This is a genomic window from Acidovorax sp. BLS4 (genome assembly GCF_032929295.1).
Lineage (GTDB): Bacteria > Pseudomonadota > Gammaproteobacteria > Burkholderiales > Burkholderiaceae_C > Paracidovorax.
The window spans coordinates 1,093,528-1,111,762 of sequence record NZ_CP136797.1; the positions used below are offsets into that span (position 1 = coordinate 1,093,528).

The 18,235-nt window shown below is 71.7% G+C and carries 18 protein-coding genes; 8 read left to right on the top strand and 10 right to left on the bottom strand.

Annotated elements, in window-relative coordinates; translation table 11 throughout:
* Nucleotides 1-95: 95 nt before the first annotated feature.
* Genes R1Z03_RS05120 through R1Z03_RS05135 form a run of 4 tightly spaced genes read left to right on the top strand, consistent with a single transcriptional unit; the run spans nt 96 to nt 3,163 of the window.
* Nucleotides 96-1,097, top strand: coding sequence for an acyl-CoA dehydrogenase (locus R1Z03_RS05120; protein WP_317357420.1), 1,002 nt, complete (start codon nt 96-98; stop codon nt 1,095-1,097).
* Nucleotides 1,085-1,843, top strand: coding sequence for a PIG-L deacetylase family protein (locus R1Z03_RS05125; RefSeq protein WP_272565842.1), 759 nt, complete (start codon nt 1,085-1,087; stop codon nt 1,841-1,843). Before R1Z03_RS05120 ends, R1Z03_RS05125 begins: the two co-directional genes overlap by 13 nt.
* A 1-nt stretch (nt 1,844) precedes the next feature.
* Nucleotides 1,845-2,489 (top strand): methyltransferase domain-containing protein, encoded by a 645-nt coding sequence (locus tag R1Z03_RS05130; RefSeq protein ID WP_317357422.1) that lies wholly within the window; start codon nt 1,845-1,847, stop codon nt 2,487-2,489.
* A complete protein-coding gene (locus R1Z03_RS05135) occupies nt 2,486-3,163 on the top strand; it encodes a glycosyltransferase family A protein (RefSeq protein WP_317357424.1) in 678 nt (225 codons plus the stop codon). Before R1Z03_RS05130 ends, R1Z03_RS05135 begins: the two co-directional genes overlap by 4 nt.
* Nucleotides 3,164-3,304: 141 nt before the next feature.
* Here the strand turns inward: R1Z03_RS05135 and R1Z03_RS05140 are convergent, their stop codons facing one another.
* The 10 genes from R1Z03_RS05140 to hemB form a co-directional block, all read right to left on the bottom strand.
* Complete coding sequence (locus tag R1Z03_RS05140) at nt 3,305-4,945, bottom strand: S-layer protein (protein ID WP_317357425.1); 1,641 nt, start codon at nt 4,943-4,945, stop codon at nt 3,305-3,307.
* Nucleotides 4,946-5,118: 173 nt separating this feature from the next.
* Complete coding sequence (locus tag R1Z03_RS05145; RefSeq protein ID WP_317357427.1) at nt 5,119-6,687, bottom strand: DHA2 family efflux MFS transporter permease subunit; 1,569 nt, start codon at nt 6,685-6,687, stop codon at nt 5,119-5,121.
* Nucleotides 6,688-6,789: 102 nt separating this feature from the next.
* Entirely contained in the window at nt 6,790-8,091 is a 1,302-nt protein-coding gene (locus tag R1Z03_RS05150; protein ID WP_317357429.1) for an efflux RND transporter periplasmic adaptor subunit, read from the bottom strand.
* Nucleotides 8,092-8,151: 60 nt separating this feature from the next.
* A complete protein-coding gene (locus tag R1Z03_RS05155; protein ID WP_317357431.1) occupies nt 8,152-9,744 on the bottom strand; it encodes an efflux transporter outer membrane subunit in 1,593 nt (530 codons plus the stop codon).
* 13 nt (nt 9,745-9,757) lie between these two features.
* Entirely contained in the window at nt 9,758-10,288 is a 531-nt protein-coding gene (locus R1Z03_RS05160) for a MarR family winged helix-turn-helix transcriptional regulator (protein WP_284430264.1), read from the bottom strand.
* 67 nt (nt 10,289-10,355) lie between these two features.
* Entirely contained in the window at nt 10,356-11,159 is an 804-nt protein-coding gene (locus tag R1Z03_RS05165) for an ABC transporter permease (RefSeq protein WP_284430263.1), read from the bottom strand.
* 1 nt (nt 11,160) lies between these two features.
* Nucleotides 11,161-11,997, bottom strand: coding sequence for an ABC transporter permease (locus R1Z03_RS05170; RefSeq protein WP_317357436.1), 837 nt, complete (start codon nt 11,995-11,997; stop codon nt 11,161-11,163).
* Nucleotides 11,994-12,989 (bottom strand): ATP-binding cassette domain-containing protein, encoded by a 996-nt coding sequence (locus tag R1Z03_RS05175; RefSeq protein WP_317357438.1) that lies wholly within the window; start codon nt 12,987-12,989, stop codon nt 11,994-11,996. Before R1Z03_RS05175 ends, R1Z03_RS05170 begins: the two co-directional genes overlap by 4 nt.
* A 106-nt stretch (nt 12,990-13,095) precedes the next feature.
* Nucleotides 13,096-14,274, bottom strand: coding sequence for a magnesium transporter CorA family protein (locus tag R1Z03_RS05180; protein WP_317357440.1), 1,179 nt, complete (start codon nt 14,272-14,274; stop codon nt 13,096-13,098).
* A 69-nt stretch (nt 14,275-14,343) separates the two neighbouring features.
* Nucleotides 14,344-15,351, bottom strand: coding sequence for a porphobilinogen synthase (gene hemB, locus R1Z03_RS05185; RefSeq protein WP_284394575.1), 1,008 nt, complete (start codon nt 15,349-15,351; stop codon nt 14,344-14,346).
* Between the two features lie 127 nt (nt 15,352-15,478).
* On the opposite strand from hemB, the gene R1Z03_RS05190 reads away from it, so the two are divergent.
* The 4 genes from R1Z03_RS05190 (at nt 15,479) to R1Z03_RS05205 (ending at nt 18,165) form a co-directional block, all read left to right on the top strand.
* Nucleotides 15,479-15,907, top strand: a complete 429-nt coding sequence (locus R1Z03_RS05190; RefSeq protein WP_317357443.1) for a CopD family protein — start codon at nt 15,479-15,481, stop codon at nt 15,905-15,907.
* Nucleotides 15,908-15,930: 23 nt separating this feature from the next.
* Nucleotides 15,931-17,067 carry a VanZ family protein gene (locus R1Z03_RS05195; protein ID WP_317357444.1) on the top strand — a complete coding sequence of 379 codons (1,137 nt, stop codon included), beginning with the start codon at nt 15,931-15,933 and terminating at the stop codon, nt 17,065-17,067.
* Nucleotides 17,068-17,076: 9 nt separating this feature from the next.
* Nucleotides 17,077-17,436 carry a ferredoxin gene (locus tag R1Z03_RS05200; RefSeq protein WP_284406699.1) on the top strand — a complete coding sequence of 120 codons (360 nt, stop codon included), beginning with the start codon at nt 17,077-17,079 and terminating at the stop codon, nt 17,434-17,436.
* 87 nt (nt 17,437-17,523) lie between these two features.
* Entirely contained in the window at nt 17,524-18,165 is a 642-nt protein-coding gene (locus R1Z03_RS05205; RefSeq protein WP_317357447.1) for an alpha/beta fold hydrolase, read from the top strand.
* Nucleotides 18,166-18,235 lie beyond the last annotated feature (70 nt).

Here is an 18,235-nt window from a genome sequence, read left to right on the forward strand (position 1 = left end):
GCCGAGGCTGACACGGCCGCCGGGGGCCTCCCCCTAGCGTCGGAAGGATGCGCCGCGATCTCCTTCCCCCCACCGATTTCCCTCTGGGCACCCCAGTGCGCCACGCACTGGACCGGGTCCAGGCGTTCTATGCCGACCCGCAGGCCCGTGCCACCACCGCCGATCGTTTTCGCTGGCTCGCCAAGGTGACCGGCGAGGACGCCGCCATCGGCAAGCTGTTCGAATCCCATCTGGACGCGGTCGGCATCGCGAGGGAGATTCTGGGCGATGGCGCCGCCGCCGCGCTGGTCCGTGCGGTCGATCCGTCGCAGGGCCTGTGGGGCGTGTGGGCCGCGGGCGGGCCGGCCGGCGCCGAACTGCAGCTGGCCGCGGGCCCCGACGGCGGGCTGGTGGTCTCCGGCCGCAAGTGCTGGTGCTCGGGCGCCTCGGGCGTCAGTGCCGCCCTGGCCACGGCCCGCGATGCGGACGGGCAGGTTCAACTCATTGCCGTGTCCATGCACCATCCCAGGGTCACCGTCACCCGCGAGGGCTGGGACGCCGTGGGCATGGCCGATACCGCCAGCGTCGACGTGCTGTTCGACACGGTGCCGGCATGGCCCGTGGGGGCGCCCGGTGCCTACCTGGACCGGCCGGGCTTCTGGCACGGCGCGGCCGGCATCGCCGCCTGCTGGCACGGTGCCGCTGCCGCCGTGGCACAGCGCCTGCGCGAGCGGGTGCAGCAGCGCGGCGCGGCGGCGGACGACCTGCTGGCCGCCCACCTGGGCGCGGTGGATTGCGCGCTGTCCGCGTCCGCCCTGGCACTGCGCCATGCCGCCGCCGCCATCGATGCGCACCGGGCGGGCGGGCCGCCGTTCGGCCGCCGCGAGGCCCTGCAGGTGCGCGGCACCGTGGAAGCGGCCGCGTCCACCACGATCGACCACGTGGGGCGCGCCCTGGGGGCAGGCCCTTTGTGCCGCGACGCTGACCATGCCCAGCGCGTGGCGGATCTTGCGGTCTTCCTGCGCCAGAGCCATGCCGAATGGGACCTGGCGGTGCTCGGCCGCCTGGCGGCCCAGGCGAACGAAACCCTTCCTGGAGACAATGCATGGACGCTGTGATCGCCTCCCACAAGCCCGCCGCCCGGCGCCTGCGGGCCGTGCCCGCGCGCACGCCGGTGCCGGCAGCGCCGCAGCCGCGGTTGCTGCCGGCCACCCCCGAATCCCTGGTGGCGCCCTTCAGCCGGGTGGTGGTCGTCGCGCCGCACCCCGACGACGAGGTGCTGGTGCTCGGCGGCACGGTGGCGCAACTGGCGCGCCGTGGCCACGAGGTGCTGGTCTACGCGGTTACCGATGGGGAGGCGAGCCACCCTGGTTCGCACGCCTGGCCCGCCGAGCGCCTGCGGCAGGTCCGGCCGCAGGAGTCGGCCGACGCCCTGGCGCAACTGGGCATCGCGGCGACCGTGGTGCGCCTGGGCCTGCCCGATGGCGGCCTGGCGGCCGAGGAGCTTGCGCTCGCGGCGCACCTGCAACTGGCGCCGGGTGACACGGTCTTCGTGCCGTGGCGCCACGACGGCCACCCCGACCACGAGGCCTGCGCCCGCGCCGCCCTGGCGGCGGCCCGCACGGTGGGGGCCTGCTGCATCGAATACCCCGTCTGGGCCCTGGTGCCTGAACACGCGGCCCACGCGCGGCTGCGCCATCGCACGCTGCGGCGCATCGCCGTGGCCGACGACCTGGTGCAGGCCAAGGCCCGCGCCGTGCGCGCCTTCCAGAGCCAGATCCAGCCGGACGGCGGCGTGGCGCCGGTGCTGCCGCCTTCGGCGCTGCAGGCCTGGAGCGGCCGCTTCGAGTGGGCGATGGCCTGACATGGGCGCGCCCCTGGCCGATACCGCGCACTTCGATCAACTGCACGCGCGCAGCGCCGACCCGTGGGGCGTGCACACGCGCTGGTACGAGCGCCGCAAGCGCGACCTGCTGCTGGCCGCGCTCCCCCGTCCCCGGTACGCCCAGGGCTTCGAGCCCGGCTGCTCGGTGGGCGGCAACACGGTGGCGCTGGCCGCGCGCTGCGACCGGCTCATCGCATCCGATGCCAGCGCGGCGGCGCTGGAGCGCGCCGCCGCCACGCTGAGCGGCGCCGGCCATGTGGCGCTGCGGCACTGGCGTTTTCCGCAGCACTGGCCCGAGGCCCCCAGCGACCTCATCGTGGTGGCGGAACTGGCCTATTACCTGCCGCCGGCCGACTTCGCCCGTTTCCTCGCGCAGGTGCCCGGGCATCTGCAGCGCGGCGGCCACCTGGCAATGTGCCACTGGCGCGCGCCGGTGGCCGATGCGCCGGCCCATGGCGACGGCGTCCACGCGCAGGCGCGGGACACCCTGGCGCTTGACCACGTGGGCGGCTGGTGCGACGAAGACATGCGCATCGACGTGTGGCAGAACGGGAGCGGCACCTCGGTGGCGGAAGCGGGCGGCGCGCAGGAGCGGCTGGCCCGTGCGGCGGAGGGCGCCCCATGATCGGCGTGTGCATTCCGGCGCACGACGAAGCCGCCCTCATCGGCGCCTGCCTGGATTCGGTGTGCGCGGCGGCCGCGCACGTGCAGGAACCCGTGCGCATCGTGGTCGTGGCCGATGCCTGCCGGGACGCCACGGCGGCCCTGGCGCGCACGTGGGGCTGCGACGTGGTGGAGATCGGCGCGCGCTGCGTCGGCGCGGCGCGGGCGGTGGGCATGGACCACCTGGTCGGGCTCGGCGCCCGCTGGCTGTGCTGCACCGATGCCGACAGCCGCGTGCCGCCGCAGTGGATCACGGCGCAGCTGGCCTGCGCGAGCGATGCCGTGTGCGGCACGATTGGCGTGGAGGACTGGCACGAGCACCCCCTGCACGTGGCGCAGGCCTTCGCATCGCACTACCAGGACCGCAACGGCCACCGGCACATCCACGGCGCCAACCTCGGCGTCTCGTCCGCGGCCTACCGGCGCGCGGGCGGTTTCGCGCCGCTCGTGGCGCACGAGGACGTGCGGCTGGTCGAGGCCCTGCTCGCCCAGCAGGCGACGGTGGCGTGGGTGCGCGACCCGCGGGTGATCACCAGCGCACGCTGCATCGCCCGCGCGCCGGAAGGGTTCGCGGCGTGGCTGCAGGCGCGCTGGCACACGGGGGGCGGGGTGCCGGCCGGCGCCGCCCTGACGTGAGGCGGGCCGCCGCCGGCGCCCGCGCGGTGATTGAGCCAAAAAGGGCTCCAGCGCATATGTTTCTAGGGCATTGTGCTATTAAATAAATAGCAATCTGCCCCGGCCATCCACAGGCGCCAGGCGCCCCGCCGCGCCCGGCCTTCAGCGCACCGACACGAAGATCGGGTTGGAATAGAACCAGAGGTTGCCGTAGTTGCGGTCGTTGATCTGGTCGTGGCGCTGGGCCGGGTCGGACGTGGTCACCGCCTGGTCCGCCAGCGGCTCGCCGTTCGCGGTGAGGCCGGCCACGTTCTCGCCCAGGTTCGTGCCGCGCAGGCGCAGGTACTGGTTCTTGACGATGGTGAGCGGAATCTCCATGGTGTAGTAGCCCTCGCCGTCCTGCGTCCAGTCGGCGGCCGTGAACCGGCGCAGCACGCGGGTGGTCGGATTGGTGGCCTGCTGGTAGGCGGCCGAGCCGGGCTGCGCGCGCTCGCCCACGTCGCCCGCGATGAGATCGATGTGGTCCACCTTGGGCGTCATGTTGCCTAGGTTGCCGCTGGCCACCGGGCGCTGGTAGTTGTTGACCGGCGGGCTCTTGAAGCGGATGCGCACCGTCACGCTCTCGCCGGCCGAAGCCTTGATCTCCTGGCCCATGGTGCCCTTGCCGCTCAGGGCGTACACGTTGAAGTCCAGCGCGTTGATGAGGTCGCCGAAGACGCCGAAGCTGCGGCCCGCGCGCAGGCTGTCGACCAGGCCGCCGATGCCCCCCTCCGCCTTGCCGGCCTGCCAGACGTGGTTCTTGGCGTATTCGCCAGGGTAGTAGCCGCTGCTGTTGTTGTTCGAGTCGATCTCGAAGTGCGAGTCGGAGTCGGCGATGTTCCAGATGCGGCGGCCCTCGCCCAGCAGCGCGTCCCACACGCCGCCGAGTTTCGCCACGATGGCGTCGGTGCCGCCGTAGGTGCGGTTGGCTTGGTTGGCGTCGATGTAGGCCGAGGTGTAGCCGCCGCGGTCGGGTTCGAGCTGGTTGCCCACCATGCCTTCGATGGCGAACACGATCCTGGGCGCCAGGTCGTTCATCTGGCGCAGATCGGCGATCGAATACTTGCCGGGGTTGCGCGAAGGGTGGTTGATCAGGGCGTAGCTGGTGTCGGGGTACTTCGCCTTCAGCCAGGCGATGGCCTTGAGCGCGTCGTCGGCCGTCTGGTTGAAGCGCTGCGGGTACTGGGCCTTCCAGCGGGCCACGTCCGCCGCGTCGAAGAGCGATTCGGCGCCCGTGGTGAACAGGTACTGGAACTCCTTGGCCCCGCTGGTGGAGGGCTTCAGGCTGCCGCTGGCCCCCTCGAAGAGGCCCACGCCGATGTGGTCGTGCGTGGGCATGTCCCACTCGAACCCCGAGAAGATCAGCTTGCCGGCGTAGTTGCCGGAGGCCTGCAGCGCCTGGATGCGCGGGATCTCATAGGCCTCCATGCCATAGGCGAAGGCCTTGGGCGCGGGCAGCAGGTTGGCCGCGTTGTCGTACTTGGACGAGCGCAGGTGGTTGGTCACCGCCATCCAGTCCAGGCGGTAGGTGGTGAAGGCCTTGCCGAGCAGGAAGTCGAGCGTCTGCGTCGTGCGCGAATCGTCCGATTGCACTGTGTGGGTGTGCAGGTCGCCGGTGGTCCAGCGGCCCTGTTCGGCGGCGGGCGTGCCGTCGCCGGAGCCGCCGCAGCCCGCCAGCAGGAGGGAGGGAAGGGCCAGGGCGATGGCCAGGGGCATCCGCGCACGGCGGAAGGTGTCGGGGGCAGGGGCAGAGGGGCGGGTCATGGGTGATCTGGATTTTTTGACGCAGGGGCCGCCGGCCGGCGCATGCCGGTGCAGCCTCGCGTTTGTAGAAATCCCGGATGAACCCGTGATGACATCGCCTGCGCAGGCGGCTTTTTGCCCGCGCGAATGCCCCGGAGTGAGGCCGTGGCGCAACAGTCGCCCCGGCCCCGGCCTCAGTGCGCTCCGGCCGCGGCGTCCGCGCTGCCGGCGCTGGGGCGCACCGGGTGGGCCAGCCAGACCAGCGGAATCAGCAGCAGGAACAGCACGGCCGACGCATAGAAGATGTCGTTGGCGGCCAGCATGAAGGCCTGCTGGTTCACCATGCGCTCCACCTGCGCCAGCGCCTGCTCGGGCGTGAGGCCGCCCGCCTGCAGCCCCTGCAGCGTCTGCGTGACGGCCACGCCGCCCTGCTGCAGCCCTTCGGTGAGCTGCGCGTGGTGCAGCGTGGCGCGCCGCTCCCACAGCGTGGTCGAGACCGAGGTTCCGATGGCCCCGGCCGTGATGCGCATGAAGTTCGACAGCCCCGAGGCCGACGGAATGCGCGCGGGTGCGATCTCCGACAGCGTGATCGTCACCAGCGGGATGAAGAAGAACGCCATGGCGATGCCCTGGATGATCGTGGGCACCATGATCGTGGTCAGGTCGGCCTGGGTGTTGAACCGCGAGCGCATCCACAGCACCAGCGCGAACACCAGGAACGCGAAGGTGGCGAAGCGCCGCGGGTCCACCTTGGCGATGTTCTTGCCCACCACGGGCGAGAGCACCAGCGCCAGCAGCCCCACCGGCGCCAGCACCTCGCCGGCCTGCGTGGCGGTGTAGCCCATGTACTGCTGCAGCCACAGCGGCAGCAGCACCACGTTGCCGAAGAACAGGCCGTAGCCCACCGAGGTGGCCAGCGCGCCGGCCCAGAAGTTGCGGATGCGGAACAGCGTGAGGTCCACCACCGGGTGCGGCTCCCCGCGCTCCCAGATCATGAAGGCGGCGAAACCCACCACCGCCACCACGCCGCACGCCACCACCCAGGGCGAGGCGAACCAGTCGTGCTCCTTGCCGATGTCCAGCATCACCTGCATGGCCGCGACCCAGATCACCAGCAGCGCCAGGCCGATGGAGTCGATGGGCAGCGCCCGCCGCTCGGATTCGCGCTTGTGGAAGATGCTCCAGGTGACCAGCACGGCCATGATGCCCACCGGCACGTTGATGTAGAAGATCCACGGCCAGCTCATGTTGTCGGTGATCCAGCCGCCCAGGAGCGGCCCCATCACCGGCGCGACGAGCGTGGTCATCGACCACATCGCCATCGCCAGCCCGGCCAGCGCCTTGGGGTAGCTGGACAGCAGCAGCGACTGCGACAGCGGAATCATCGGCCCGGCCACGAAGCCCTGCAGCGCGCGGAAGGCGATCAGCGTGGCCATGTTGGGTGCGATGCCGCACAGCAGCGAGGCGAGGACGAACAGCGTCACGCTGCCCACGAACAGGCGCACCTGCCCGAAGCGCTGCGACAGCCAGCCCGTCAGCGGCACCGCGATGGCATTGGCCACCGCGAAGCTGGTGATGACCCAGGTGCCTTGCGTGGGGCTCACGCCCAGGTCGCCCGCGATGGCGGGCAGGGACACGTTGGCGATGGACGTGTCCAGCACGTTCATGAACGTCGCGGCCGAGAGGGCCAGCGTGCCCCACATGCGCGCGCTGCCTTCGAGGGGCGGCGGCGCCTGGGGCGCAGGGGTGTTGGGGGAAGACATGGGTCAGCGTGTTGTGGGAGTGGTTCTACGGCTGGCCCGCTGCGGCGGTGCGCAGCGGGTCTGTCTTGGAAGGGCGAGGCGCCGCCGGGGCGGCCCGCAGGGTCAGTGCGACGCGGTCGTGGCCGGCGCCATGGCGACCTGCGACGTGCCCTTGGCCGGCGCGGCGGCCAGCGTGGGCTTGTAGCCCGGGCCGGCGTTGGCCGCGATGATGCGGGCCACGTCGGCGCCGGCGCCCTTGTCCAGGTCGTCGTACACCGCGGTCTGCGCCACGGCCTGGGTGCGCGGCGCGTCGGCCAGCAGGTGGCCGCTGCGGTCCTGCGTGTCCACCTTCACGTCCATGGACAGCCCCACGCGCAGCGGGTGGGTGCGCAATTGCTCGGCATCGATCGCGATGCGCACCGGTACGCGCTGCACCACCTTGATCCAGTTGCCGGTGGCGTTCTGCGCGGGCAGCAGCGCGAAGGCCGAGCCCGTGCCCACGCCCATGCCGGCGATGGTGCCGGTGTATTCCACCTTCTTGCCGTACAGGTCGGCCGTGAGCTTGGCGGGCTGGCCCAGGCGCAGGTTGCGCAGCTGGTTTTCCTTGAAGTTCGCATCCACCCACACCTGGTTGAGCGGCACCACGGTCATGAGCGGCGTGCCGGCGGCCACGCGCTGGCCCAGCTGCACGGTGCGGCGCGCCACGTAGCCGTCCACGGGGGCGGGCAGGTCGGTGCGGCGGGCGGCCAGGTAGGCCTCGCGCACCTTGCCGGCGGCGGCCAGCACGTTGGGGTTCTGGTCCACCGAGATGCCCTGGGTGAGCGACTGGTTGCTGGCGAGCTGCTCGCGCGCCGACACCACGCCGGCCTCGGCCGCGGCCAGCGCCGTGCGGGCCGCATCGAGCTGGCTCTGCGCGTGGTTCAACTCTTCCTTGGACACGGCGCCATTGCCCGACAGGGCCTGGCGGCGGCGCAGGTCGTCGGTGGCGCGGGCGATGTCGGAGCGGGCCTTGGCCACGTCCGCCTGGCGCAGGCTGATCTGCGCGTTGAGCGAGCCGTTGTTGGCATAGAGCGTGCGCGCCTGGCGCACCGCCTGGGCCAGGCCCGCCTCGGCCTGCTCCAGTGCCACGCTGGCATCCGCGGGGTCGAGCTTGACCAGCGCGGCGCCGGCCTTCACGAAGTCGGTGTCGTCGGCCAGGATGGACATCACGGTGCCGCCCGTCTGCGGCGTGATCTGGATGACATTGCCCTGCACGTAGGCGTTGTCGGTGTCTTCGTAGTGGCTGGCCACCAGCCAGTCGTAGACGCCCCAGGCGCCGCCCGCCACCACCACGAGGGCGGCAAGCGAGATCAGGGCCTTGCGGCGGCGGGCCTTGGCGGCGCCGGGGTCTGCGGGCGCGGTGGCGGGGGTTTGCGGTGCGTTCATGGAAAGGGCTCCTCGCGGTCGGGAAGGTGTTCGGTTCGGTAAAAAGGGGTGGCGGGCGGCTTAGTGCGCGGCGGTGGCGGCGGCAGGGGCCGCCGTGGCCACGGCACCCGCGGCGCCGGGCGTGGTGGCGGCGTAGCCACCGCCCAGGGCGCGGATCAGCGCGACCTGGGTGTTCAGGCGGCGGGCCTCCAGGTCCACGGCCTGGCGGCGCTGCAGCAGCACGGCCGTCTCGGCGGTGAGCACGTTCAGGTAGTTGCCCAGGCCCGCCTGGTAGCGCTGGCGGGCGATGTCGTAGGCGGCCTCGGCGGCCTCTTGCGCGTGGCGCTGCTCGGCCTGCTGGCGGTCGATGGAGCGGGCCGAGGCGAGCTGGTCGGCCGCGTCATGCACGGCATCCAGCAGCGCGGCGTTGTAGCTCTCGACCGCCGCATCCACGTCGGCGGCCTTGCCGCGCAGGTTGGCGCGCAGGCGGCCCGAGTCGAAGATCGGCAGGCGGATCGCCGGGCCGATGCCCCACTCCTTGCTGCCGGCCTCGGCGAAGCGGTCCAGCCCGATCGACGACAGGCCCAGGAAGGCCGTCAGGTTCACGTTCGGATAGAACTGCGCCTTGGCCACGGCCACGTCCTGGGTGGCGGCCTCCACGCGCCAGCGCGCGGCGGCCACGTCGGGCCGCCGGCCCAGCAGGTCGGCCGGCAGCGTGCTCGGAATTGCTATCGAATGGATAGCATCCAGGGCAGGAAAATCTATGGCGTTCGCGGCATTTGGCTGACCCACCAGCGCGCCCAGGGCATTGCGGGTGAGGGCGATCTGCTCCTGGATCGCCTCGATCTGCTGGCGCGCCTCGGGCAGGCCGCCTTCGCTCTGGCGCCGCTCCAACTGGGTGTCCAGGCCCGCATCCACGCGGTCGCGCACCAGGCGCAGCGTTTCGTTGCGCTGGGCCAGCGTGCGTTCGGCTACGCCCAATTGGGCCTTCAGGCGCGCCAGCTGGAAATAGCTGCGCGCCACGTTGCTGGCCAGCAGCAGGCGCGCGGCCTGGGCATCAGCCTGTGCGGCATTGGCGCTGCCCAGGGCGGATTCGAGCGCGGCGCGGTTCTTGCCGAAGAAGTCGATCTCCCAGCTGCCCGACAGGCGCGCCGTGCCGCTGTTGAGTACGCTGCCGGCCAGCGGCGGCGGGTAGGGGCCGTTGGCGCTGTAGAGCTGCCGGTTCACGTCCAGGCTGCCGTTGAGTTGCGGGCCGTCGGCCGCGCGGGCGGTCTCGATGAAGGCCTGGGCGCGGGCGATGCGCGCCTCGGTGAGCTTCAGGTTGGGGTTGGTGGCCAGGGCGCGGTCGATGAGCGCATCGAGCTGGCCGTCGCCGAAGCCCAGCCACCAGTCCGTGGGCAGCGTGGCTTCGGCGAAGGACTTCTGCGCCACCGCGCCGGCACCGGCGGCCGGCGCCGCGAGGCCGAGCGAGGCGGCGTCGCGCATCTGCGCATGGGGCGCGATGCCGGACATGTCGGCGCAGGCCGTGAGGCCCGGCAGGGCCGCCAGCGCGATGGCCAGCGTGGCGAAATATTGCAGCGCGCCGCGCAGCGGGCTGGGGGTGTCGGGCGCCGCGGCGTCGCGGGCCGAGGCCGCATCGGCTGCGGCGGGCGTGGAGGGAAAAGTGGCGTTCATGGTGGACTGACTCTCAGGATGGGCGGGGCGCAGCGGTGTCGGCCGCCGCCCCCAGCGTCTGCAGGTTGCCGTGGATGCGCTTGAGGAAATCCTGCAACTGGTGGTACTCGGCCGGCTGGAAACCCTGGGCGCACACCTGCTGCAGCTCCGTCAGGATCGCGGGGATCTGCGCGGCCGCCGCATGCCCTTCGGGCGTGAGTTCGATGTGCACGACCCGGCGGTCTTCCACCGAGCGCGTGCGGGAGCACAGGCCCTTGGCCTCCAGCCGGTCGAGCAGGCGGGTCATGCCGCCGGCGTCGAGCTGGCACAGCCGCGCCAGGCCCGCGACCGTGTTCTCGTGGTTCAGGTACAGGCGCAGCAGCGGCTTCCATTGCGCATCGGTCAGGCCCAGGGGCTCCATGCGGCGCTCGATCTCGCTGGCGACGATGCACACGATGCGGCGCATCTGGTAGCCGATGCTTTCTTCCACCAGAAACGGAATGCCCGCCACGGTGAGCGGGGCGGGCGGCAGGCGGCTGGCATCGGTTTTTTGGGCGTCGATCATGGCCTGAACAATAATTGACTAGACAAACAATGTCAAGTCTCTATTTGCCAGGTCGGGTTCGAGGGGGTCAGCTGCCGGTGGAGGCGTAGTGCCGCAGGCCCAGGCGCCAGGCCCCGAAGGCGGCGGCCAGGAACGCGAAGCCGGCGGCGGGCGACACCCAGCCCATCCAGGCCGGCGCGCCCAGCGGGTCGGGGTGCGACAGGATCGCCAGGCCCGGGTAATACGCCACGCAGGCCAGCGGCACGGCGAAGGTCAGCAGCCGGCGGAACCACTGCGCATAAAGCGCCAGCGGGTACTGCGCCGCCTGCACGCCGCCGTAGGTGAGCACATTGGCGATCTCCAGGCTCTCCACGGTCCAGAACGCCAGGGTGCCCTGCAGCACCAGGATGCCCAGGAAGAGGGCCACGCCCCCGGCCACCGCCCATGCCGCCAGCGCGAGGGTGGCCGGCGTCCAGTCGATCGGCGCCTGCGCCGTGGCGAACGCCACCACCATCAGCCCCTGCAGCAGCCGCCCCAGCCGGCTCAGGCGCAGGTCGTGGCCCATGAGCTGCAGCGCGAGCGGCCGCGGGCGCAGCAGCAGCCGGTCGAACGCGCCCGTGCGCAGGAACTCGGTGCCCAGCACGTCGAAGCCGCGCCCCAGCGCGTCCGCCACCGCGAACATGCAGTTCACCAGGCCGTAGAACAGCGCCACCTCGCCCAGGCTCCAGCCCTGCACGCTGCCGAAGCGGTGGAACAGCGCCCACACCGCGACCACCTCGATGCCCGTGGCGAGGAACTGCCCGAGGGTCATCAGCATGGCGGAGGCGGGGTAGCGCGCCTGCGCATGCAGCGAGGCGCCGGCCAGGCGGATGAAGAGCGCGAACGATCCCATCTCAGCCGCCCTGGATTTCGAGGTGGCGCAGCGTGCGCCGCATCGCCAGGCGGCCCAGCGCCACCAGCACGGCGATCCAGAAGGCCTGCAGGGCCAGCCCGCCCACGGCCTGCCAGCCGGCCCAGTGCCCGGAATGGATGCGCGACGGAATGTCCAGCAGCCCCGCCAGCGGCTGCGCGATCAGCGCCCACTGCCACGCATCGGGCAGCAGGGGCAGCGGCAGCAGGTTGCCCGACAGCACCACCACCGCCGGCACGGCCAGCGCGTTGATGCCGCGCTCGTTGAGCGCCGCCGTGGCCGCCACGTTCAGCAGCATCACCAGCGCGGTGGACAGCAGCACCGCCAGGCCGGCCGAGAGCACGAACGCCAGCCCCGCCGCCGCGCTGGCGGGCGGCTGCCAGGCCCATTCGCGCCAGCCCAGCAGCGGCAGCACCCCGGCGGCGAAGGTCGCCATCAGCGCCACGCGCGGCAGCACCCGCGCGGCGATCCAGCCGGCGCTGCGCGCGAACCACAGGCCGTAGGCGTCCACCGGCCGCAGCCGGTCGTACGCCACGGCGCCCGTGCGCACGGCCTGCGCCACCTCCGGGTCGCCCGACCACGGCAGCAGCGCCAGCAGCCCCTGGGCCAGCCAGGTGTAGGTGATGGCCTGCTGCAGCGGCATGGGCACGCCCGAGGCGCCGGCGCCGCCGTAGAACGCGGCCAGCACCATCGCCTTGATACCGCCCCACCAGCACTGGGTGCCGAAGCCGGCGAGCGCCGCCGTGCGGTACTGCAGCATCTGCAGGAAGCGCGAGACGAACGCGGCGGTGTAGGGCCGCAGCGCCAGCGGCGGCCTCATGCCTCGGCCGCGCCGTGCAGCGCGTAGAAGCGGGCGATGACCTCCTCGATCGCCAGGCCCTCCAGACGGATGTCCTGCACGGCGTGCGCGGCCACCAGCTGCGCGATGAGCGCGGGCGCCGTGGTGACGGCCGGATCGAACCCCAGCACCAGCGTGCGGCCCTCGCGCGCATGAACCGACACGCCGGGCTGCGGCGCCAGCACGGGCGCGTCGTGCCCGAAATCGACCACCAGGCGCCGCTCGGCCATCACCTGGGCGCGCAGGGCCTCGACCGGGCTGTCGGCCAGCACGCGGCCATGGCCGATCACGATCACGCGCTCGGCCAGCGCCTCGATGTCGTGCATGTCGTGGGTGGTGAGCAGCACGGTGGTGCCGCGCTCGCGGTTGGCGCGGCGCACGAAGTCCCGCACCGCGAGCTTGGACGGCGCATCCAGGCCGATGGTCGGCTCGTCGAGGAACAGGATGTCGGGCTCGTGCAGCAGCGCCGCCGCGATCTCGGCGCGCATGCGCTGGCCCAGCGAGAGCTGGCGCACGGGTTGGGCCAGCACGCCTTCCAGCGACAGCAGCGCGACCAGCTCGTCGCGTGCGCGGCGGTAGCGATGCTCGTCCACGCGGTAGATGTCGCGCAGAAGGTCGAACCCCTCGCCCACCGGCAGGTCCCACCACAGCTGGGTGCGCTGGCCGAACACCACGCCGATGCGGGCGACGTGGCGCTCGCGGTCATCGCTGGGGTGGCGGCCGTCGATCTCCACGCGCCCGCCGTCGGGCCGCAGGATGCCGGACAGGATCTTGATGGTGGTCGATTTGCCCGCGCCGTTCGGCCCGATGAAGCCCAGCAGCTCGCCGCGCTCCAGCGTGAACGACACCCCCGACAGCGCCGCCACCGTGCGCGTGCGCCGGTGCAGCAGCCCGCGCAGCGCGCCGCCCAGGCCCGGCGCGCGCTCGGCGATGCGGTAGGTCTTGAAGAGCTGATCGACGAGGATGTGGGCCATGGGAACGGGGGCGCCGCTGCGGGCGGGCCGCAAGGGCGTGGGCGGGAGCGATGTGCGAAGGGGCGCCGATTCTATCGGCGTGCAGGGCGCGGCGCCCCGTGCCCGCTCAGTGGTGGCCCGTGCGGGCGAGGTAACGCTTGCGCCAGAACAGCGCGATCAGCGCCACCGCGATCACCGTCATCGAGCCCATCGCCCACCAGAAGCCGTCCTGCTTGTGCACCAGCGGAATGAACTCGAAGTTCATGCCGAAGATACCCGCGATGAGGTTCAGCGGCAGGAACACGGCGGTGAGCGCCGTGAGCGTGCGCATGATGTCGTTGGTGCGGTTGCTCTGCACGCTGAAATGCATCTGCACCGCCGTCTCGGTGCTCTGCTCCAGCCGGCGCACGTGGTGCACCACGCGCTCGATGTGCTCCAGCACGTCGCGGCTGCGCACCTTGAGCAGGTCCAGCTCGCGCTGCAGCGCCGGGGTTTCGGGCTCGGGCCAGGTCTCCACCGCATCGATCCAGTCCTGCACGGCGGTGTTCTGGTCTTCGCAGATTTCGTCGAGCTGGTGCAGCGCCAGCCGGGCCTCCAGCAGTGCGCTCCAGTTGGCAAAGCGCGCGCGGGGCTTGAGCAGCTCGGCCTGCCAGTGGTCGAGCTGCCGGCTCAGTTCCCGGCGCAAATCCAGGTAGCCGTCCACGATCAGGTTGACCACGCGCATCATCAGATCGGCGGGCGAGGTCGGCAGGCGCGCCACGGGCGAGGAGCCCGGCGGCCGGTGGTCGCGCGGCGCATCGCCCCGGGCCTCCCCCCGCGCGGTGGCCAGCAGCCGCGCCGCATAGGCATCGCGCACCGCGCAGTCGGCCGGGTGCACCGACAGCAGCACCTGGTCGAACACGGCGAATCCCACCGGGCTGGTGTCGATGCGGCGCAGCACCGGCGGGCCCGTCATGCGCCCCGGCGCGGCAGGGGGGGCGGCCTGCGGGCTTGCCGCGGTGGCCGCTCCGGCTGCGCTGGCCGGTGCCGCGCCCGGACCTGCGGCCGCCAGGCGGCGGAACACCAGCAGGTCGTACTGCGAGGTGTAGTCGTAGTGCGATGGCAGCTGGGCGTTCAGCAGGTCGGACACGTGCAGGTCCACCAGTTGCAGGCCGGTGGTGGCTTGCAGCGCGGCCTGCAGCAGGCCCAGTTGTTCGCCGAAGGCCGCACGGGTGCACGAGATCCAGTAAAAGCCGGTGGCCGGGGGCTGGGAGGGCAGGGCGGCCAGCTCGGTGGCGTTGCCCTGGTGGATGTGAAAGATGCGCATGGGGGCCTGGGGCAGGGCGGGGAAGACGCCGGCGCCGGCCCTGCGGGCAGGCGGCCGGGGTGCGGTCGCTTACTTTTGCAGCAGCCGCGCCGCGTCACGGGCGAAATACGTCAGCACGCCGTCGGCGCCGGCGCGCTTGAAGGCCAGCAGGCTTTCCATCATCACCGCGTCGTGGTCGAGCCAGCCGTTGGCGGCCGCGGCCTTGAGCATGGCGTACTCGCCGCTCACCTGGTAGGCGAAGGTGGGCACGCGGAATTCGTCCTTCACGCGGCGCACCACGTCCAGGTACGGCATGCCGGGCTTGACCATCACCATGTCGGCGCCTTCGGCGATATCGAGGGCGACCTCGCGCAGCGCCTCGTCGGTGTTGCCCGGGTCCATCTGGTACACGTTCTTGTCGGCCTTGCCCAGGGCGCCGCGCGTGCCCACGGCATCGCGGAACGGGCCGTAGAAGGCACTCGCGTACTTGGCGCTGTAGGCCATGATGCGCGTGTGGATGTGGCCCTGCACTTCGAGCGCCTCGCGGATCGCACCGATGCGCCCGTCCATCATGTCGCTGGGCGCCACGATGTCCACGCCCGCCTCGGCATGCGTGAGCGCCTGGCCGGTGAGGATCTCCACCGTTTCGTCGTTGATGATGTAGCCGGTGGCATCGAGCACGCCGTCCTGGCCGTGGCTCGTGTAGGGGTCCAGCGCCACGTCGGTCATCACGCCCAGCGCGGGGAATTCCTTCTTGAGCGCCCGCACCACGCGGGGAATCAGGCCCTCGGGATTGAGCGCCTCCTTGCCGTCCGGCGCCTTGAGCGCGGGGTCGATGGCCGGAAACAGCGCCAGCACCGGAATGCCCAGTTTCACGCAATCCTCGGCCACCGGCAGCAGGAGGTCCAGGCTCAGGCGCTCCACGCCCGGCATCGACGCGATGGCCTCGCTGCGGCCCTGGCCTTCGTGCACGAACACGGGGTAGATCAGATCGTGCGGCGTGACGGCATGCTCGCGCACGAGGTTGCGGGTGAAGGCATCGCGGCGCAGGCGGCGCGGGCGGTTCTGGGGGAAGGGGGTGGGGCTGGACAGATGCATCCCGAAATTGTGCGCCACATTGCGCCGGGGCGGTCTCCGCCAGGCCCTTCGACGTGACGCCGGCCGCCGTGGTTTTTGCGCGTCGGACTCCGCCGGACGGCCCGGCACGGCACGTACACTGCCCCCCATGCTCTGGGTCAAAGCCTTTCACATCGTCTTCGTGGCCAGTTGGTTCGCCGGCCTGTTCTACCTGCCTCGGATCTTCGTCAACCTGGCCATGGTGGCACCGGGCTCGGCCGCCGAGCGAGACCGGCTCCTGCTCATGGCGCGCAAGCTGCTTCGTTTCACCACCATCCTGGCCGTGCCGGCCATCGCGCTGGGGCTGTGGCTTTACCTGGGGTACGGCATCGGCCGCGGGCCGGGCAACGGCTGGATGCACGCCAAGCTCCTGGTCGTAGTGCTCGCCTTGGGCTATCACCATGCCTGCGGCGTCCTGCTGCGCAAGCTGGCCAGCGGCCAGAGCCGGCGCAGCCACCGCTGGTTCCGCTGGTTCAACGAGGTGCCGGTGCTGCTGCTGGTGGCCGCGGTGGTGCTGGTCGTCGTCAAACCCTTCTGACGCGCCGGCCGCGCGCTCCCGCCGTGCACAAGACCTCCGCCTGGCCCCTGGCGCTGATCTACGCGGCCCTCGTGGTCTTCGCCAGCCTGTTCCCCTTCGACGGCTGGCGCGAGCAGGGCATCTCGCCGTGGGTGTTCCTTACCGCCCGCATCCCCCCGCCGTACTGGACGTGGTTCGACGTCAACATCAACATCGCCGGCTATGCGCCGTTCGGCTTCCTGCTGGCGCTGGCCCTGCTGCGCACCGGCTGGCCGCGCTCTGCGGTGCCCGTGGCCGCGTTGGCGGGCGCGCTGCTCTCGATGCTGATGGAGTTCCTGCAGATCTACCTGCCGCGGCGCGTGCCCTCCAACATGGACCTGGTGCTGAACGCGCTGGGCACACTGGGCGGCGCGCTGCTGGCGGCACTGCTGGAGCGGCTGGGCGCGCTGGCCCGCTGGAGCCGGCTGCGGGCGCGGTGGTTCGTCGCCGACGCCAGCGGGGCGCTGGCCTTGCTCGCGCTGTGGCCGGTGGCACTGCTGTTTCCCGCCGCCGTGCCGTTCGGGCTGGGACAGATGTGGGAGCGCCTTGAGATCGCGCTGGAAGACCTGCTGGCCGACACCCCGTTCCTGGACTGGCTGCCGCTGCGCGAAACGCCCCTGGAGGCCCTGTCACCCAGTGCCGAACTGCTGGCCGTGATGCTGGGCCTGCTCGTGCCCTGCCTGCTGGGCTACTGCGTGATCCGCCACATCGGCCGCCGTGTGGCGTTCTCGCTGGCCACGGTGGTGGCGGGCGTGTCGGTGACCGCGCTGTCCTCCGCGCTCAGCTACGGCCCGGCCCATGCCTGGGAGTGGCTCGGCACCCCGGCCCGCGTGGGCGTGTGGGCCGGCATGGCCGTCGCGCTGATGCTGGCCGGCCTGCCCCGCCGGGCCAGCGCCGCCATGCTGCTATTGCTGCTGATGCTGCACCTGAACATCCTCAACCAGGCGCCCACCAGCGCCTATTTCGCCGACACCCTGCAGGCCTGGGAGCAGGGCCGCTTCATCCGCTTCTACGGCCTGGGCCAATGGCTGGGCTGGCTCTGGCCCTACGCCACCCTGGTCTATGTGGTGCAGCGCGTGGCCCGGCGCGACCGGGACCCGGCCGAGGGCCACGCGGATACCCCTGTTCGCATCGGCTCCTAAAATGCCCGGATGACCGACACCCCCACGCCGCCAGCCGCGCAGCCTGGCTACTACGCCCGCCACATCTTCTTTTGCCTGAACGACCGCACCAACGGCGAGGACAGCTGCGCCCACCACGGTGCGCAGGCCGCGTTCGACCGCTGCAAGTCCCAGGTCAAGGCGGCCGGCCTGTCCGGCCCCGGCAAGGTGCGGGTGAACAAGGCCGGCTGCCTGGACCGCTGCGCGGGCGGCCCCGTCGCCGTGGTCTATCCCGAGGGTACCTGGTACACCTTCGTGGATGGCAGCGACATCGACGAAATCGTGGAATCGCACCTGAAGAACGGCCAGGTCGTCGAGCGCCTGCTCACGCCGCCGGAACTCGGGCGCTGATTCGCACGCCGATCGGTTTTTAAGTGTTTTTGGCTGTCTGCCCTAGATTTTATTGTCCTGACAGCTATTAATTTGATAGCAAATCACGTGAATGCCCAGACTGAACGCCTGACCCTCGCCGGCGCTGCCGGTGCCATCGAAGCGGCACGCGATGCGGCCCAGGCGCCGGACGGCGCGCCCTCGCGCGGCGTGGCGGTGATCGCCCACCCGCACCCCCTGTTCGGCGGAACCATGGACAACAAGGTGGTGCAGACCCTGGCGCGCGCCTTCGTGCACAGCGGCTGGACCGCCGTGCGCTTCAATTTCCGCGGCGTGGGCGCCAGCGCCGGCACGCATGACGCGGGCCAGGGCGAGCTGGAAGACTTCCTGGAGGTGGTGCGCCAGGCGGCGCCCGAGGGGCCGTTGGCCCTGGCGGGCTTCTCGTTCGGCGCCTTCGTCACCAGCCATGCGCTGGAGCGCCTGTGGAGCGAGCGCAGCATCGAGCGGGTGGTGCTGGTCGGCACTGCCGCCAGCCGCTTCACTGTGGCGCCCGTGCCGGCCGAGGCGCATGCGCGCACGCTGGTCGTGCACGGCGAGCAGGACGACACCGTGCCGCTGTCGGCCGTCATGGACTGGGCGCGGCCGCAGATACTCCCCGTCACAGTCGTGCCCGGCGGCGGTCATTTCTTTCACGGACAATTGCCGCTCCTGAAAAACCTGGTGTCCCGCCACCTGCTGGCGGGGAACTGACCGCCCTCCAGACGCTCCCTACCGGGCACCGCACGGCGCGCCATCCTCCGCCGCCGTTTTTGACCGTTTG